This window comes from Caulobacter sp. FV2ps19 (assembly GCF_058681035.1).
In genome coordinates, this window is sequence record NZ_CM178729.1 from 227,593 (window position 1) to 243,260 (window position 15,668).

14 protein-coding genes and 1 pseudogene are annotated in these 15,668 nt (G+C 67.5%); 6 read left to right on the forward strand and 9 right to left on the reverse strand.

Annotation, left to right across the window (positions count from 1 at the left end):
• Nucleotides 1-377 precede the first annotated feature (377 nt).
• The 5 genes and pseudogenes from ACW18B_RS01005 to phnC form a co-directional block, all read right to left on the reverse strand.
• Nucleotides 378-491 (reverse strand): annotated as a pseudogene (locus ACW18B_RS01005) (hypothetical protein); the annotation flags it as partial.
• A 62-nt stretch (nt 492-553) separates the two neighbouring features.
• The gene (locus ACW18B_RS01010; RefSeq protein ID WP_492048996.1) at nt 554-1,861 is read right to left on the reverse strand and encodes a hemolysin family protein; all 1,308 of its coding nucleotides are present in this window, start codon (nt 1,859-1,861) and stop codon (nt 554-556) included.
• 418 nt (nt 1,862-2,279) lie between these two features.
• Nucleotides 2,280-3,098, reverse strand: coding sequence for a phosphonate ABC transporter, permease protein PhnE (phnE, locus tag ACW18B_RS01015; protein WP_492048997.1), 819 nt, complete (start codon nt 3,096-3,098; stop codon nt 2,280-2,282).
• A gap of 8 nt (nt 3,099-3,106) precedes the next feature.
• Entirely contained in the window at nt 3,107-4,117 is a 1,011-nt protein-coding gene (gene phnD / locus ACW18B_RS01020) for a phosphate/phosphite/phosphonate ABC transporter substrate-binding protein (RefSeq protein ID WP_492048998.1), read from the reverse strand.
• Complete coding sequence (gene phnC, locus ACW18B_RS01025; protein WP_492048999.1) at nt 4,114-4,932, reverse strand: phosphonate ABC transporter ATP-binding protein; 819 nt, start codon at nt 4,930-4,932, stop codon at nt 4,114-4,116. The genes phnD and phnC overlap by 4 nt, the downstream gene beginning before the upstream one ends.
• 236 nt (nt 4,933-5,168) lie before the next feature.
• Between phnC and ACW18B_RS01030 the strand changes: the two genes are divergently transcribed.
• Entirely contained in the window at nt 5,169-6,431 is a 1,263-nt protein-coding gene (locus ACW18B_RS01030) for a type III PLP-dependent enzyme (RefSeq protein ID WP_492049000.1), read from the forward strand.
• A 282-nt stretch (nt 6,432-6,713) separates the two neighbouring features.
• On the forward strand, nt 6,714-7,763 hold the full coding sequence (locus ACW18B_RS01035; RefSeq protein ID WP_492049001.1) for a 1,9-bis(guanidino)-5-aza-nonane synthase: 1,050 nt from the start codon (nt 6,714-6,716) through the stop codon (nt 7,761-7,763).
• Between the two features lie 113 nt (nt 7,764-7,876).
• On the opposite strand, the gene ACW18B_RS01040 is transcribed toward ACW18B_RS01035, so the two are convergent.
• Nucleotides 7,877-8,836 carry a calcium/sodium antiporter gene (locus tag ACW18B_RS01040; RefSeq protein WP_492049002.1) on the reverse strand — a complete coding sequence of 320 codons (960 nt, stop codon included), beginning with the start codon at nt 8,834-8,836 and terminating at the stop codon, nt 7,877-7,879.
• Nucleotides 8,837-8,995: 159 nt separating this feature from the next.
• Between ACW18B_RS01040 and ACW18B_RS01045 the strand changes: the two genes are divergently transcribed.
• From ACW18B_RS01045 to ACW18B_RS01055, 3 genes are all read left to right on the forward strand, one after another.
• On the forward strand, nt 8,996-9,784 hold the full coding sequence (locus tag ACW18B_RS01045) for an acid phosphatase (RefSeq protein WP_492049003.1): 789 nt from the start codon (nt 8,996-8,998) through the stop codon (nt 9,782-9,784).
• Nucleotides 9,785-9,821: 37 nt separating this feature from the next.
• A complete protein-coding gene (locus ACW18B_RS01050; protein WP_492049004.1) occupies nt 9,822-10,304 on the forward strand; it encodes a transcriptional repressor in 483 nt (160 codons plus the stop codon).
• A 267-nt stretch (nt 10,305-10,571) separates the two neighbouring features.
• Nucleotides 10,572-11,519: a thioesterase family protein gene (locus ACW18B_RS01055; RefSeq protein ID WP_492049005.1), complete on the forward strand. Its 948-nt coding sequence runs from the start codon at nt 10,572-10,574 to the stop codon at nt 11,517-11,519.
• A gap of 118 nt (nt 11,520-11,637) precedes the next feature.
• On the opposite strand, the gene ACW18B_RS01060 is transcribed toward ACW18B_RS01055, so the two are convergent.
• Nucleotides 11,638-12,543: an alpha/beta fold hydrolase gene (locus tag ACW18B_RS01060; RefSeq protein ID WP_492049006.1), complete on the reverse strand. Its 906-nt coding sequence runs from the start codon at nt 12,541-12,543 to the stop codon at nt 11,638-11,640.
• A gap of 97 nt (nt 12,544-12,640) precedes the next feature.
• The gene (locus ACW18B_RS01065) at nt 12,641-13,429 is read right to left on the reverse strand and encodes an SH3 domain-containing protein (protein ID WP_492049007.1); all 789 of its coding nucleotides are present in this window, start codon (nt 13,427-13,429) and stop codon (nt 12,641-12,643) included.
• A 79-nt stretch (nt 13,430-13,508) separates the two neighbouring features.
• Between ACW18B_RS01065 and ACW18B_RS01070 the strand changes: the two genes are divergently transcribed.
• Entirely contained in the window at nt 13,509-14,369 is an 861-nt protein-coding gene (locus ACW18B_RS01070; RefSeq protein ID WP_492049008.1) for a crotonase/enoyl-CoA hydratase family protein, read from the forward strand.
• On the opposite strand, the gene ACW18B_RS01075 is transcribed toward ACW18B_RS01070, so the two are convergent.
• Nucleotides 14,353-15,588, reverse strand: coding sequence for a pentapeptide repeat-containing protein (locus tag ACW18B_RS01075; RefSeq protein ID WP_492049009.1), 1,236 nt, complete (start codon nt 15,586-15,588; stop codon nt 14,353-14,355). The two genes, ACW18B_RS01070 and ACW18B_RS01075, sit on opposite strands and share 17 nt — an antisense overlap.
• Nucleotides 15,589-15,668: the final 80 nt, after the last annotated feature.

Here is a 15,668-nt window from a genome sequence, read left to right on the forward strand (position 1 = left end):
TGCCCCCTACGTGCTGCTGCGCAGCCGTCTTCCCCCGGAGGGGGAAGATGAAGGGCGAGGATCTCATCTTCCCCCTTCAGGGGGAGGACGACCTGCGAAGCAGGTCAGGAGGGGGCCAGCGGCGTCGGCCGGGGAAGCGCAACTCCGCGCCGAAGGGAGCCATCCTTAAATCTCACGGCGAGACGATCGCCGGTCTGACCAGGTTGCTCAAGGACGGCCCTGCGGGCCGCCGCATCGCGGCGACGCGAGAGCGTCGTCCTTGACCAACCTGGTCAGACCGGCACGCTGCAGCCTCCAGGAGATTTAAGGATGAGCGGGACGCGGGGCGTCCGCTTGTTGGCAATGAGCCAAAGATCGCTTTCGAGCCTAGTCGGTTGTCAACGCCGTGCGTCCTTCGAGGCCCGCTGCGCGGGCGCCTCAGGATGAGGCGTTTTTTGGCGACTGAATTCCTCATCCTGAGGTGAGAGGCGAAGCCGAGCCTCGAAGGACGCAAGGTGGTGGCGGACATCCCCCCATAGCCGACCCAGCCAAGGTCAGCTCGCAAGCAAGCCCCCTACTCCGCCTCGCCCTTGCGCCCCACGCTCGGCTTGAGGATCACCTTGTCGATCCGCGAGCCGTCCATGTCGACGATCTCGACGTCGAAACCGCCCAGTTCGACGATCTCGCCTTCGACGGGGATGCGGCCCAGGCGGTCAAGGATCAGGCCGGCCACGGTGTGGTAGCCGCTCTCGGCCTCGAAACTCTCGCCCAGGGTGTCGTTGAGATCCTGGATGTCCAGGCGGGCGTCGACCAGCCACGAGCCGTCCTCGCGGCGCAGCATGCGGGTCTCGCTCTCGTCATGGTCTTCGGGGAAGTCGCCGGCGATCATCTCCAGCAGGTCGATGGGGGTGATCACCCCCTGCACCGAGCCGAACTCGTCGACCACCAGGGCCATGTGCAGCGGGGTCTGCTTGAACAGCGCCATGGCCCGCAACAGCGACATGGTCTCGGGGATGGCGATGGGCTGCTGCACGTGGTCGGCCACATTGATCGGGCCGCCCGACAGGCAGGCGTCCAGCAGGTCCTTCTTCAGGACCACGCCGATCTCGCCGTCCAGATCATCCTCGGTGGCGACGACGATGCGCGAATAGGGGCAACCGCGGATCTCCTTGAGGACCTCCTCGGGGGTGTCGGCCAGCGAGATCCAGAACAGGTCGCGGCGCGGGGTCATGGCCACGCGCACCGGCCGATCGCCCAGCCGCAGAACCTCCTGGATCATCGAGCGCTCTTCAGGCTCGATCAGGCCGGCGTCGGCGCCCTCGGCCAGGACGCTTTCGACCTCCTCGGCGGTCATGTCGTTGGTGCGCTCGTCGCGCACCCCCATCAGCTTGAGAATGGCGGCGGTCGAGACGGTCAGCACGGTCACGAACGGGCGCAGCACGGTGGCGACGACGGCCAGGAACGGCGCCATGCGGCGGGCGATGGCGTCGGGGAACAGCAGGGCCAGGCGCTTGGGCACCAGCTCGCCCAGGATCACCGACACATAGGTCAGGCCGATGACCACCACGGTGGTGGCGATGGCTTCCGAATGGGCCCCGATCACCGGGAAGGGCTCCAGATAGAGGTCCAGGGCCCCGGCGATGGTGGCCTGGCCATAGGCGCCGGCCAGGATGCCGATCAGGGTGATGCCCACCTGCACGGCCGACAGGAAGCGCGTGGGGTGCTCGGCCATGGCCAGGGCCAGCTTGGCGCCCTTGTCGCCGCGATCGGCGAAGGTTTGCAGCCGGGCCCTGCGGGCGGAGACCACCGCCAGTTCGGACATGGAAAAGACCCCGTTCAACAGAACGAGGAGGAAGACGATGGCGAGTGCGAGGAGGATCATGGCCGGAGCGCGGTCCGCGAAAGTGTCATCGGTTTCGCGATCAGAACGCGCTCCCTTTTCCACCGGCCGTTTGCGAAGCAAACGGTTGGTGGGTCGATGACGCGGCGCCGGACGGCGACCACGGCCCCGGCTTTCTTGACGCGGCGAGGGCGAACCGTTGACGCACTATACAAAAGAAATCGCGCCAGCCCATAGGGGCTTGGCGTATCGAGGGCGGACTTAGGTCATTCAAGCTCAAGACTCTAAAACCCTTACCCGTTCTCCCCGGCGAAGGCCGGGGCCCAGATTCAGCCTGAGCGTTTGGGGATGATGCGCCCTCAAAAGCGCCAAACCGACCCAATCTCTGGGCTCGATCTGGATCCCGGCTTTCGCCGGGAAGACGGGAGAAGGCGAGTTCATCGCCAATTGCGTATGCTCCCTACAGCAAACGCGTGCGGATGATCTGCGACAGCAGGTCGATCAGCGACACCGCCACGACAATGACCAGCACGATGCAGCCGGTCTGGCCGTATTCGAAGCCATTGACCGATTCCAGCAGCACCTGGCCGATGCCGCCCGCTCCGATCAGGCCCAGCACGGTGGCCGCGCGACTGGAGGATTCGAAGCGATAGAGGGCGTAGCTGGTCCACAGCGGCGCGACCTGGGGGATGACGCCCCAGACGATCTCCTGCAGTTGCACGGCCCCGGTGGCCCGTACGCCCTCGACCGGACCCTTGTCGATCGACTCGACGGCCTCGGCGAACAGCTTGGCCAGGACGCCGCCGGTGTTGAACGCCAGGGCCATGACGCCCGCGAAGGGGCCAAGGCCCACGGCGGTGATGAAGATCAGCGCCACCACCAGGTCGGGCAGCGAGCGGATCAGGTCCATGGCCCGCCGCACCGGCTGCTGGATCCAGGCCGGGGTGATGTTGCGCGCGCCCAGCAGGCCCAGCGGAATGGCGGCGACGATGGCCAGGGCCGTGCCCCACAGCGCCATCTGGATGGTCTGCCACATCTTGCCGATATAGATCGGCCAATCCATCGACAGGAACAGCTTGGCGTCGGTGAACGGGCCGAAGAAGCCGGTGGCGAACTCGCGCATGCGGCCCGCCTCGGTGAACAGCTGCGGGAACTTGTCGATCTCGGCCGGGCGGAAACTGACGATCAACAGCCCGATCACCCCGCCCCACAGCAGGATGTCGAAGACCAGGGCCGAAGCGGACCGCCTGGGCGGGGCCGGGATCGTCTCGGGGCTCATCGCGAGTCTCAGTTGGCCGGCGCGGCGAGGCCGGCCTTGCCCGCGGCGACCAGACGCTCGGCCTTGATGCCCTCCAGCGTCTTCTGGGCGGCCGCGACCTTGGCCGCGTCGCCGCTCTCCTGGGCCAGGCCCAGTTGCTCCAGCGCTTCCATCTCGCGCACCACCAGAAGGTGGGTGTTGTCGGCGGGCTTGAAGCCGCCCATCGACAGCTTGGCCAGATTGGCGCGCTGCTGGGCCGCGACCGGGGTGTCGCCCTGGCCGTAGGTCAGGAAGAACTGGCGCACCTTCTCCTTGATCACCGGATCCAGCGCCTTGCGCCAGACGATCGGATCTTCCGGCAGGGTGGGCGATTCCCAGATCACCTTGACCTTGCCCGACTGGGCCGCGCCGCGATCGGCGTTCAGGCGCAGGGCCGTGGTGTTGTTGGTCGCCGCGTCCAGCTTGTGGTTGGCCACCGCGAACAGATTGGCGTCATGGCTGGCGCTGAGCACGGTCTTGAAGCAGTTTTCCGGCTTCTTGCCGGCCGGGATGAACACATAGGTCATCGGGGCCAGGGTGCCGGAGGTCGACTTCTTGTCGCCGATGCCGAAGTCCAGGGTCTTGTCGCATTTCAGCAGGCCCTCGAGGGTCAGCTTGCTGTCGGCCGGGACGATGATCACCGACTTGTAGCCGTCGACGCCCGACGGATCGAAGGTGCGGGCGAAGACCTCGCCGCCCGAGCGACGCACCGCCTCCATGCCCGACTGGTTGGAGAACCAGCCCACATCGGTCTGGTCGGCGCCCATGGCCACGATCAGCGACGAATAGTTGGACGAGAAGAACGGCTTCACCTTGTAGCCGGTCTGCTTTTCCATGTCGGCCAGGATGGGCTTCCAGTAGCTCTCCATGTTCTGGGCCGACTCGGTGGACAGGATCGAGAAGACGATGGTGTCCTTCACCGGCGGGGTGGCGGGCTTGGGCGCGCAGGCGGCCAGGACCACGGCGGCGGCGGCCACGGTGAAGAGGGTGCGGCGGATCATTGTGGCGCTCCTTCCCAAAAGACGTCTTCGAATTCCGGGCCATAGATATCGATGAGTTTTTCACGGTCCAGGCCGGAGGCCGGGCCGTCATAGACCTTCTTGCCGGCCTTCAGGGCCACGACCCGGTCGCAATAGCGCAGGGCGTAGTCGACCTGGTGCAGGGTGACCACCACGGTCAGGCCGTCGGATTTGTTGAGATCGCGCAGGATCTCCATGACCTTGCGGGCCGAGACCGGATCCAGCGACGCGACCGGCTCGTCGGCCAGGATGATCTTGGCCTTCTGGACCAAGGCGCGGGCGATGGCGCCGCGCTGCTGCTGGCCGCCTGACAGGGTATTGGCCCGCTGGGCGGCGTAGTCGGCGACGCCGACCCGGTGCAGGGCGGCCATGGCGGCGGTGCGGGTCTCGGCGGGCCAGAGGCCCAGCACGCCGCGCCAGAACGGGATGCGGCCCAGCGACCCCAGGGCGACATTGCTGAACAGGCTCAGCCGGCCGACCAGATTGAACTGCTGGGCGATGAAGCCGATGCGGATGCGCGCCTTGCGGACCTGGTCGCTGACCTTGCCCCTGGCCTGGACCGGACCGCCAAAGGCGGTGATCACGCCGCCATCACGGGCGTCCTTGCCCTTGGCGTCGCCGTCGATGGTCTGCAGGCCGTCGATCGAGCGCAGCAGGGTGGATTTGCCCGAGCCCGAGGGACCGATGAGCGCGATCATCTCGCCACGACCCACGTCGAGCGAAACAGCATCCAGCGCCTTGCGCGACCCGAAGGTCTTGGAGGCGGCGCGGATCGAGAGAACTGGGTCCGACGTCATGGTCGGGTCGAATCCTTAAAGCTGTTTCTGGCCAAGGGGAATGCGTTCACCGCTTTGACCAGCCTTCGCAATGAATTTGTGACAATGATGGATCAATTCCTCACGCCGCGACGTTCCAAAAGGGTCTTTACATAGACGGGCTATGGCCCTATTTCGCTCGGCTCCGGCGGACCCGAAGTCCTCATAAGCGCTGCTAACGCCGGCCTGGGTTTAACTTCTGCAGGGGTCTACGTGAATTGCACACGTACCATAATCCCCTGGACCTGGTCCGTGAGCGGTCACCGGAACGTCCCGTCGCACTCGTGCGACCCGACGCGGTGTCCGTAGCGGCGCGCTGGTTCCAGGCTGAATTCAAGGGCGACGTCTTTTACGCGGTGAAGGCCAATCCTTCGCCGTGGGTGATCCGTGAGCTGGTTGCGGCTGGCGTGCGGTCGTTCGACGTGGCGTCCCTCAACGAGATCGAGCTGGTCGGCGAACATGCGCCGGGCTCGCGCATGGCCTTCATGCACCCGGTGAAAAGCCGCGTGGCGATCTCGGCCGCCTATTTCGATCACGGCGTGCGGACCTTCTCGTTCGACACCCACGAAGAGCTGGCCAAGATCCTCGACGCGACCGGCAACGCCAAGGACCTGAACCTGATCGTCCGCATGGGCGTGCAGGCCGACGGCGCCGCCTACAGCCTGTCGGGCAAGTTCGGCGTCGAGCCGCATGCGGCCCCGGCCCTGCTGCTGGCCGCCCGCCGCGCCACCCAGGACCTGATGGGCGTCAGCTTCCACGTCGGCAGCCAGTGCATGCGCCCCACCGCCTATCAGGCGTCGATGGCCCAGGCCTCGCGCGCGCTGGTGCGCGCCGGCGTGCTGGCCGATGTCGTCGATGTCGGCGGCGGCTTCCCGTCGATCTATCCCGGCATGGCCCCGCCCGAACTGTCGGAATATCTGGCGGCCATCGATCGCGGCTTCTCCGAGATGATGGTCCACGAGGCCACCCAGCTGTGGTGCGAACCCGGCCGGGCCCTGGTGGCCGAGGCCTCGTCCCTGCTGGTCAAGGTCGAGCTGAAGAAGGGCGACGCCCTGTATCTGAACGACGGGTCCTATGGCTCGCTGTTCGATGCCGCGCACATGAAGTGGCCCTTCCCGGTCAAGCTTTTCCGCAAGAACGGCGAAGTGGTGGAAGAGGAGGGCCTGCGGCCGTTCCGCTTCTACGGCCCCACCTGCGACAGCGTCGACTACATGCCCGGCCCGTTCTATCTGCCCGAAAGCGTCGACGAGGGCGACTATATCGAGATCGGCATGCTGGGCGCCTATGGCGTGGCGATGTCGACCCGCTTCAACGGCTTTGGCGAATCCGAGACCGTCGAGGTCCAGGACGCGCCGATGGCCTCGATGTACGGCCTGGCCAAGCGCTCGATCCCGACCCACAAGCCGGAATCGGAAGAACGCAAGGTCGTGCGGTTCTCGCGTCCCAAGGGCGCGGCCGGCAAGAAGCGGCGGCGTCGGTAAATCAATCGCGGTGCGTCCTTCGAGGCTCGCCAAGGGGCGAGCACCTCAGGATGAGGACCCCTGTGCTGACTTCCTCATCCTGAGGCGCCTGCGCGGCAGGCCTCGAAGGACGCACGGCGTAAAATCGTCACTAAGCGCTAGCGAAAATCTGCGTTAAACCGCGCGCCGCATCCCACGCTCAAGCGTTGGGACATCAACCGTATTTTTGCCCCCGCCGGTCGCTCCGTCCCGGCGCAGGGTTCCTATCAACGACGGGCGTCCAAAGTCAGGGAAACCGAAGCGATGAACGCTCCCGTTCCGAATACCAAGGCCGAGCTGCTCCAGAACGTGGTCGAGCATGTCGACATCACCGCGTTTGACGCCCGCCCGATCATCGACGCGATGCGCAAGATGTCGTTCAGCAGTCGCGACACCGCCCGCGCCGCCGACATCTTCAACATGGCGCTGGAGGACAAGTCCTGCTCGCCGTGGCTGATCCTGGCCGGCTCCACCTCGGCCGGCGGCTGCATGCACGTCTATCGCGACATGGTGCAGAACGGCATGATCGACGCCGTGGTCGCCACCGGCGCCTCGATCGTCGACATGGATTTCTTCGAGGCCCTGGGCTTCAAGCACTATCAGGCCGCCGGCCCGGTCGACGACAACGTGCTGCGCGACAACTATATCGACCGCATCTACGACACCTATATCGACGAGGAAGAGCTCCAGAACTGCGATCACACGATCCTGGAGATCTGCAACCGTCTGGAGCCGCGCGCCTATTCCTCGCGCGAGTTCATCTGGGAAATGGGCAAGTGGCTGAGCGAAGGCAACGCCAAGAAGCCCGGCTCGCTGATCCAGACCGCCTATGAGCAGGGCGTGCCGATCTTCTGCCCGGCCTTTGTCGACAGCTCGGCCGGCTTTGGCCTGGTCAAGCACCAGAAGGAAAAGATCGCCGCCAAGCAGCCCTATCTGATGATCGACGCGGTCGCCGACTTCCGCGAATTGACCGACATCAAGATCGCGGCCGGCACCACGGGCCTGTTCATGGTCGGCGGCGGCGTGCCCAAGAACTTCGCCCAGGACACCGTGGTCTGCGCCGAGATCCTCGGCGTCGAGGCCGAGATGCACAAGTACGCCATCCAGATCACCGTGGCCGACGTCCGCGACGGGGCCTGCAGCTCCTCCACGCTGAAGGAGGCCGCCTCCTGGGGCAAGGTCAACACCACCCACGAGCAGATGGTGTTCGCCGAAGCCACCACCGTGGTGCCGCTGATCGCCTCGGACGCCTATCACCGCGAAGCCTGGAAGGGCCGCGAGCGTCCGCGCTGGAACAAGCTGTTCGGCAAGTAAGACGGCCAGGGCCTCCGGAGGATCTCCGGAGGCCTTTTTCGGGGCGGCGACCAGAGCATTTTCCGACGAAGTGGATACCGGTTCGTCGTCAGAAAATGCGTTAAAACAAAAGCCTAAAGCGCGCCGTGCACCAGCCAGCCGATATAGGCGACATAGCCCGTCATCAGGAACAGACCCTCGCCGCGGGTAATCCGCCCGCCGCGTCGGGCCAGCAGCACCAGCCCGATCGTCGCGGCGGCCATCACCCAGACATCCAGATGCAGGATCGACTCGGGCGCGCGCACGGGATGGACCACGGCCGTGATCCCCAGAATGGCCAGGATGTTATAGAGGTTGGAGCCGATCACATTGCCCAGGGCCACCTGGCTTTGTCCGCGCAGGGCCGCCACCACGCTGGTGACCAGTTCAGGCAGCGAGGTGCCCAGCGCCACCACCGTCAGGCCGACCACGGTGTCGGAGACCCCCAGATCGCGGGCCAGGATGATGGCGTTGTCGACCAGCAGGTCCGCGCCAAACACCGTCATGACGATCCCCACCGCCGCCATCGGCAGCGCCAGGGCGAGACGGGACGTCAGGTCCGAAGCCTCCTCGCCTTCGTCCTCGATCCGCTCGCCCTCGGGCGCCGAGCCCCCGCGTTCCATGAGCCAGACCGTCAGGATATAGGCCGCCAGCAGACCGAGGGCCGCCAGACCCATGGGCCGCGTCAGCCACCCGCTCAGCAAGGCGACGACACAGCCTGCGGTCACGGCCAGCAACACCGCCGCGTCGCGACGGAACGCCCGCCGGTCAACGACGATCGGCGCGACCAGGGCTGTCAGTCCCACCACCAGAAGGGCGTTGGAGATGTTGGACCCCACCACATTGCCGATGGCGATGCCGGGCGAGCCGGCCAGGGCGGCGTGCAGACTGGTGACCAGTTCCGGGGTCGAGGTGCCAAAGCCCACCAGGGTGAGGCCGATGACCAGCGGGCTGACGCCCAGTCGCCGCGCCGCGCCCGCCGCGCCGCGCACCAGGAACTCGCCCCCCAGGGCCAGAAGGCCCAAACCGACCGCCAGACTAAACCAAAGACCCATGCTCGCTCCTCCTGGTCGGATCAGCTTGCCGCCCCGGGAGCGGGATGCAAGCGCCTTCGGATTCCGGGCGAACATGGGTCGCCGGCAGAGCTTTAGGCGAGCCCTTGTCAGGGCCGGGGCGGCCATGCAGGGTCTTGCCGAACCCTTGGAAGCTTACCCATGCGTATCCCGCTCGCCCTCGTCGCCGGTCTCGCCACCCTGGTTGGCGGCGCCAGCCTGGCCCTGCCGCGCCAGGAGCCCCCGCCGCGTCCCGGTTACCTGGCCCCAGGAACCTATGATGCGCTCAAGGTCCTGCCGCCCGCGCCGTCGCCCGGCTCGCCCCAGGCCGAGGCGGACCGCAAGATCTTCCTGGCCACCCGTGCCCTGAAGGACACGCCCCGCTGGTCGCTGGCCCAGAACGACGTCGACGAGAAGGCGATCCTCACCGATTTCAGCTGCGCCCTGGGTTTCACCCCGTCCCTCACCAGGACGCCCAAGATGGTGGGCCTGCTGCTGCGCCTGCGGTTCGATATCGGCGCAGCCGTCAATGGCCCCAAGGACGTCTACAAGCGTCCCCGCCCCTATCTGGTCGATGAGGGCCCGATCTGTGTCGACAAGAGCGAAGGCCTGGCCAAGAGCCCGGACTATCCCTCCGGCCACGCCACCTGGGGCTACGCCGTCGGCCTGGCCCTGGCCCAGGCCGACCCGGAGCACGCCACGGCGATCCTGGCCCGCGCCCGGGCCTTCGGCGAAAGCCGGCTGGTCTGCGGCGTGCACAACGCCAGCTCGGTCTCAGCGGGCCAGCTGAACGCCTCGGCCCTGATGGCGACCGTCAGCGGCACGCCGCTGTTCCAGTCGGACCTGGCGGCCATCCGCAAGGAGATCGCCGCCGCCCGCAAGGCCGGCCCGGCTCCGGACAAGGCCCACTGCGACGCCGAGGCGGCCCTGGTGGCGCAACCGTTGCTCTGAGCTTGCAGGAACGGCTTCGCGCCTCTACCTCTTGGCCATGGCCCATGCCGCTTGCGATCACGATCACGACCACCACGGCGTCGCCGGTTCCGCGCTGGCGAACGAACTGGCCGCCGCCGAATTGCGCTGCGCCGCCGCCGAACAACGGCTGACCGCGCCCCGTCGGCGGGTGCTGGAGCTGCTGCTGCAGGCCGGCCAGCCGGTGAAGGCCTATGACCTGATCTCGACCTATGCCGTCGATGGACCCCAGGCCAAGCCGCCGACCATCTATCGGGCTCTGGACTTCCTGGAAAAGCAGGGCTTCGCCCATCGCATCGAGAGCCTCAACGCCTATGTCGCCTGCCGCAAGGAAGCCGACGGCCACGCCGCCGCCTTCCTGATCTGCGACTGCTGCGGCGTCACCCGCGAGATCGAGCCCAAGGCCAGCGCCGAGATCATTTCGGCCGGGGCCGCGGCCGGCTACGCCCTGACCGCCGTGACGATCGAAGCGCACGGGCTGTGCGCCAACTGCCGGGGCTAGAACCTCATCCGCCCCCTAAGGGGGCGGACGACCGCGCAGCGGTCAGGTGGGGGCCCGTGTCAGGATCACGCAACGACTGGCCCCCTCCGGGCCTTCGGCCCTCCTCCCCCTTAGGGGGAAGATGATCCGCGCAATTGCTTCGGCCCCGCAAACGCCGCTACGCTCGAACACCTGTTCAAGCCTCGGAACCTGACGCCATGACGACCGCAGCCCCTCTCCCCGGCGTCGAGATCTGGCGCGCCCCTCTTGCCTTAGGAATGCCGCGCCATGACGACCGCTGAGACCCTCCCCGGCGTCGAGATCTGGCGGGGAGGCGTCAACACCTGGGACTGCGACGAGATGGGGCACATGAATGTGCGCTTCTACGTCACCCGGGCCATGGAGGGGCTGGCGGGGCTGGCGGCCGAGCTGGGCCTGCCCCACGCTTTCACCGGCTACGCCAACGCCACCCTGCTGGTGAAGGAGCACCACATCCGCTTCCTGCGCGAGGCGCATGCCGGCGCGACCCTGCACATGCTGGGCGGGGTGATCGAGATCAGCGACACGGAAGCCAAGCTCCTCCAGCTCCTGGTGCATTCGGCCACCGGCGAGCTGGCCGCCACGGTCCAGACCACGGTGGTCCACGCCACGCCGCGCGAGGGCGAGGTGTTTCCGTGGCCCAAGGTCACCCTGGAACGCGCCAAGGCGCTGAGGGTCGAGGTTCCGGACAAGGCCCGGGCCCGCAGCATCGACCTGAGCCCCTTCACCCCGACCGCCAGCCTGGACCGCGCCAACGCCCTGGGCCTGCAGCGCATCGGCCTGGGCGCCCTGTCGCCGACCGAGTGCGACGTGTTTGGCCGCATGCGGGCCGAGCAGTTCATCGGTCGGGTGTCGGACGGCATCGGCAGCTTCATCGGCCCGTTCCGCGACGTGATCGTCGACAACGCCGAGCATCCGCCGACGCGGTTTGGCGGCGCGGTGCTGGAATATCGTCTCGTCTATCTGTTCTGGCCGCGCCCCGGCGACCGCGTGGAACTGCGCTCGGGTCTGATCGGTTCGGACCCGCGCACCATGCGGATGGTCCACTGGATGCTGGAGCCCACCACCGGCCAGCCCTGGGCGACATCCGAGGCCGTGGCGGTGACCTTCGACCTGGACGCCCGCAAGGTCGTCCCGATCACCCCGGCCGCCCAGGCGGCGCTGCAGGCCTTCGTGGTGGAGGGGCTTAAGCTTTAGGGCTCCACCTCCGTCTTTCCCGCGAAAGCGGGAACCCAAGCGGCCGAGCCAGCTTGAACGCGGCGCAAACGCTCCCACTCGGCTTAGATCCCCGCTTTCGCGGGGATAGACGGAAAAACTAGACCGCCGTCGCCATCGCGAAGATCGCGTCGCGCACCAGGTCCGGGCGCTCCATCGGCAGGAAGTGGCTGGTTCCCGCCACCGTCTCGATGCGCACATCGCGTCCGCGTCGGGCGAAGCTGTCGCCCGCCCGGCAGGTCGAGCCGCGTTCGGCCTTGAGGATCCGCACCGGCGAAGTCACGCGGCGGATCGCGCGCCAGGGGTCATGACCCTGGGCCGAATAGTTTGACGACTCCCAGGCCGGCGCGCAGGCCAGCTCCACCTTGCCGTCGTCGCGATCGAAGAAACCGCCATCGACATAGTCGGCCAGCATGGTCTCGGGCCAGGTCTTGAAGGCGCCGCGGCCGGTATAGGCGGCGACCACCGCCTCGCGATCGTCGAACACCGCCCGGCGGCGCGCGGCGGCCAAGGCGATCGGCATCCTTTTCCACAGCGCGCCCGAGGTCCAGGGCGCCAGGGCGTACAGCGCCGCCAGCCGCGGCATGATCACCGGGTCCAGCAGGACCAGGCCCCGAACCCTGTCCGGCGCCGAAGCGGCGGTCAGCAGGCTGACCGTGCCGCCCATCGAGTGGCCGGCGAGGATCACGGGGGGGCCGTTCAGAGCCTTGAGCAGGGCCACCAGGTCGTCGCGCAGGTCCAGCCAGGAGCGTCGGCCCTCGGGCTGGGCCGCCAGGCGGGTGGCGCCGTGGCCGCGCTGATCGATGGCCAGGATCCGCAGGCCCGCCGACAGCGGGGCCAGCAGGGTATTGTAGGTCTGGGCGTTGAAACCGTTGGCGTGGACGAAGACCATATCGATGGCCCGGTCCTGGGGTCCGAACTCCAGGGCCGCCATCTCACCGGCCCCGGCGGGACTGTCGATGGCGATCATCCGCCGTCGGGGTTGTCTGAAAACGGCCGCGTCCATCGGCGGGCTCCTGTTGCGACCGCAGGCAGGATAGGGCCGCAAGAGGAGCCCGTCCAATGCCGCCTCCGCTTTTCAGGGCGAAGGCGACGAATTGACGTCAGGCCTGGGTGAGCTGCCACTCGCCGCGGTTGTCGCGGCAAGCGCTGTAGCGCTCAGTCGCCGGCCGCTGGCCCGAGGTCGAAACCGAGGCGTCGATCATCCGGCACGACGCCGCCGCGGTCTGGATCGGACGCACCAGCGACGGCGCGACATAGCCGACCGCATAGCCGTTCTGGCCGACCAGCACCCAGCCGCCGGTCGGGGCCGAGCCCAGGGCGTCAAAGGTCTGGCCGGCGGTCAGCTTGCCCACCACCCGACCGCTGGTCGACGGCGCCGAGCGCATGTTCGCCGTGCTGCGGGCGGCGTACTGGCCGCCCAGGGCGTCATAGCTGGGCAGGCTTTGCACGCCCGAGGCGAAGCGCAGATTGCGGCTGTCGACCGGCGGGCCATAGGTGGAGGAGACCACGTCGATGCGACCCGAAGCGCCGGTGCGCCTGTTGTACCAGGTCTGGGGCGAACCGGTTTCGAGCGCCTTCCGGGTGGCCTGCTGGGCCAGGGCCGTGTCGGTCGACTGCATGCGGCAGCCGATATAGGAGCCCGCCGCTGCGCCGGCCGCCGCGCCGACCAGGGCCCCCAGCGTCTTCTCGTTCTTGGAGACCTTGCTGCCGAGGAACGCGCCCGCGGCCGCGCCGATCAGGGCGCCGCCTTCCTGCTTCTTGCCCGAGCCCTCGCACGAGAACAGGCTGCCCAGGCCCTTGGACTGGGCCAGGGCCGGAACGGGCGCCGCGGCGCCGGCGGCGATCAGGCCGACCAGGGCGAGGGCGGCGGGAATCTGGGTGGTTTTCATTTGGGTTTTCCCTAGAGGCAGTGTTGGCGCCGCGTCCCGTCCGCGTGATAGTCCCTGATCAACGATAAGGGAGGCCGGCATGAGCATCCACGAACAGGTGGACTATAGCTGTTTCAAGGTCGAGATCGAGGCTGGCGTCGCGCACATCCAGTTGAAGCGGCCCGACGCCATGAACACCATGACACGGGCGTTCTGGAATGAGCTTCCCGCGATTGTAAAACATATTGACGACAACGCCCTGGCGCGCTGCATCGTCATCACCTCGACCGGCAAGCACTTCTCGGCGGGCATGGAACTGTCGGTCTTCACCGACGGCGAGGGCGTCACCGAGGAGCGGACCGGCGACCGGCACGTGGCCGGCGAAAGCTTCCGCCGCCACGTCCATCACCTTCAGGACACCTTCTCGTGCCTGGACAAGGCCCGCATGCCGGTGATCGTCGCCATCCAGGGCGGCTGCATCGGCGGGGCGGTCGACTTCGTCAGCGCCTGCGACATCCGCTATGCGACGTCGGACGCCTTCTTCTGCATCCAGGAAATCAATATCGGCATGACCGCCGATGTCGGCACCTTCCCGCGCCTGTGCAAGCTGATCCCCGAGGGCTGGGTGCGCGAGCTGGCCTATACCGGCCGCCGCCTGCCCGCCGCCAAGGCCCTGGCGATCGGCCTGGTCAACGAGCTGTTCGACACGCCCGAGGCCCTGGTCGCCCACGCCATGGCCACCGCCCGCGAGATCGCCGAGAAGTCGCCCCTGGCCGTGGCCGGTAGCAAGGTCATGATCAACTACGCCCGCGACCACACCATCGCCGACGGCCTGGACTACATCGCCACCTGGCAGTCGGGCATGTTCTCGGGACCGCACATGGCCGAGGCGTTCAAGGCCAAGATGGAAAAGCGTCCGGCCGACTTCCCCGACCTGCTGCCGCTCAAGAAGCGGATGTAGGTCTCGTCGGCAGTTCCGCGCCGGTCAGATCGCAGCCCTCCAGGCAGGTCCGCGCGAGATCCGCCTCGAGGAACCGGGCGCGCGGGGCGCTGGCTCCGGTCAGATCGGCGCCGCGCAGCGCGGCCCGGCTGAGGTCGGTGCGGATGAAGCGGTCCGCGGCGATCTTCAGCGGCCCCAGCTTGGCGCCCGTCAGATCGGCGCGCGCCAGCTGAGCGCCCACCAGGCGCGCCCCGCGCAGGTCGGCGTTCTTGAGCTTCACGCCCCGCAGATCGGCGCCCGACAGATTGGCGCCCTGCAGTTGGACGCCCTCCATATCCATGCCGAAGAAGATGCCCTCCGGCGCGTAGAGACCGGTCAGTCGACGGCTCTTCAGCTGTTTGAGCGGCCTGAAATCGACGGCGGCGGCCTTGGCGGCCGCACCCTCCCGCCCATTGGAGCCGCAATAGGTCTCGTGCGCCTCAAGCACCTCGTGCAGCGGCAGATCATCGATATAGATCAGCGGCGCCGGCGCGCGCAGCACCTCGGTGAGGTCGGCGTCCTCCAGATTGGCGCTCGACAGATCGGTCCCCACCAGGATGGCCCGCCGCAGCGAAACCTTGGTCATATTGGCTTTGTGCAGATTGGCGCCCGACAGGTTGGCGCCGTCCATGCAGGCATTGGCCAGCTTGGCGCCCTGCAGGCAGGCCCCCGTCATGTCGGCGTCGGTAAAGTCGGCGGCGCGCGCAAAGGCGCCTGACATCTGCGCCCCGACCAGCTTGGCCCCGGTCAACACGGCGTGGTCCAGCTCGCCCGCGCGTTTGGAATGCTCGAGGATGCGCAGGCCCTTGGTATTGTCCCGCACGGCCGTAATGCCCTCGCGCAGGTCACAGCCCGACAGATCCGCGCCCGACAGATTGGCGCCGCGCAGACACACGCCGCGCATGTCGGCCCGGGTCAGGTCGGCGTCACGCAGGTCGGCGTCACGCAGATCGGCCCCGTACAGCGTCGCGCCGGCCAGCTTGACGCCCGCCAGGAGCGCGCCGCCCAGCAGCGCCCCGGTCAGGTCCGCGTCGGTCAGGTCAAGGCGCTCGAAATTGTAGTTGTTCAGATTGACGTAGGAAAAGTTGGCGCGGCGGGCCCGCGGCAAACCCTTCAGGAACCGGCCATGCGCCTGCACGATCTCCTTGATGACGGAGGCGTGCAGCAAGCGGATCAGACTGGGTCTGGCGGCGGCGGGCATGGGGGATGTGACGTCTCTGGCGAGGGTCGGACCGTGTCACGTCAGCTTTAAGGAAAGGTTCAGACCTGCGACAAAATGCC

Excerpts from the sequence above, each read along its gene's own strand:
- ACW18B_RS01035 (WP_492049001.1), top strand. The coding sequence starts at position 6,714 with ATGAACGCTCCCGTTCCGAATACCAAGGCCGAGCTGCTCCAGAACGTG.
- phnC (WP_492048999.1), bottom strand. The coding sequence starts at position 4,932 with ATGACGTCGGACCCAGTTCTCTCGATCCGCGCCGCCTCCAAGACCTTC.
- ACW18B_RS01055 (WP_492049005.1), top strand. The coding sequence starts at position 10,572 with ATGACGACCGCTGAGACCCTCCCCGGCGTCGAGATCTGGCGGGGAGGC.
- ACW18B_RS01060 (WP_492049006.1), bottom strand. The coding sequence starts at position 12,543 with ATGGACGCGGCCGTTTTCAGACAACCCCGACGGCGGATGATCGCCATC.
- ACW18B_RS01040 (WP_492049002.1), bottom strand. The coding sequence starts at position 8,836 with ATGGGTCTTTGGTTTAGTCTGGCGGTCGGTTTGGGCCTTCTGGCCCTG.
- phnD (WP_492048998.1), bottom strand. The coding sequence starts at position 4,117 with ATGATCCGCCGCACCCTCTTCACCGTGGCCGCCGCCGCCGTGGTCCTG.
- ACW18B_RS01045 (WP_492049003.1), top strand. The coding sequence starts at position 8,996 with ATGCGTATCCCGCTCGCCCTCGTCGCCGGTCTCGCCACCCTGGTTGGC.
- ACW18B_RS01050 (WP_492049004.1), top strand. The coding sequence starts at position 9,822 with ATGGCCCATGCCGCTTGCGATCACGATCACGACCACCACGGCGTCGCC.
- phnE (WP_492048997.1), bottom strand. The coding sequence starts at position 3,098 with ATGAGCCCCGAGACGATCCCGGCCCCGCCCAGGCGGTCCGCTTCGGCC.
- ACW18B_RS01010 (WP_492048996.1), bottom strand. The coding sequence starts at position 1,861 with ATGATCCTCCTCGCACTCGCCATCGTCTTCCTCCTCGTTCTGTTGAAC.
- ACW18B_RS01070 (WP_492049008.1), top strand. The coding sequence starts at position 13,509 with ATGAGCATCCACGAACAGGTGGACTATAGCTGTTTCAAGGTCGAGATC.
- ACW18B_RS01075 (WP_492049009.1), bottom strand. The coding sequence starts at position 15,588 with ATGCCCGCCGCCGCCAGACCCAGTCTGATCCGCTTGCTGCACGCCTCC.
- ACW18B_RS01065 (WP_492049007.1), bottom strand. The coding sequence starts at position 13,429 with ATGAAAACCACCCAGATTCCCGCCGCCCTCGCCCTGGTCGGCCTGATC.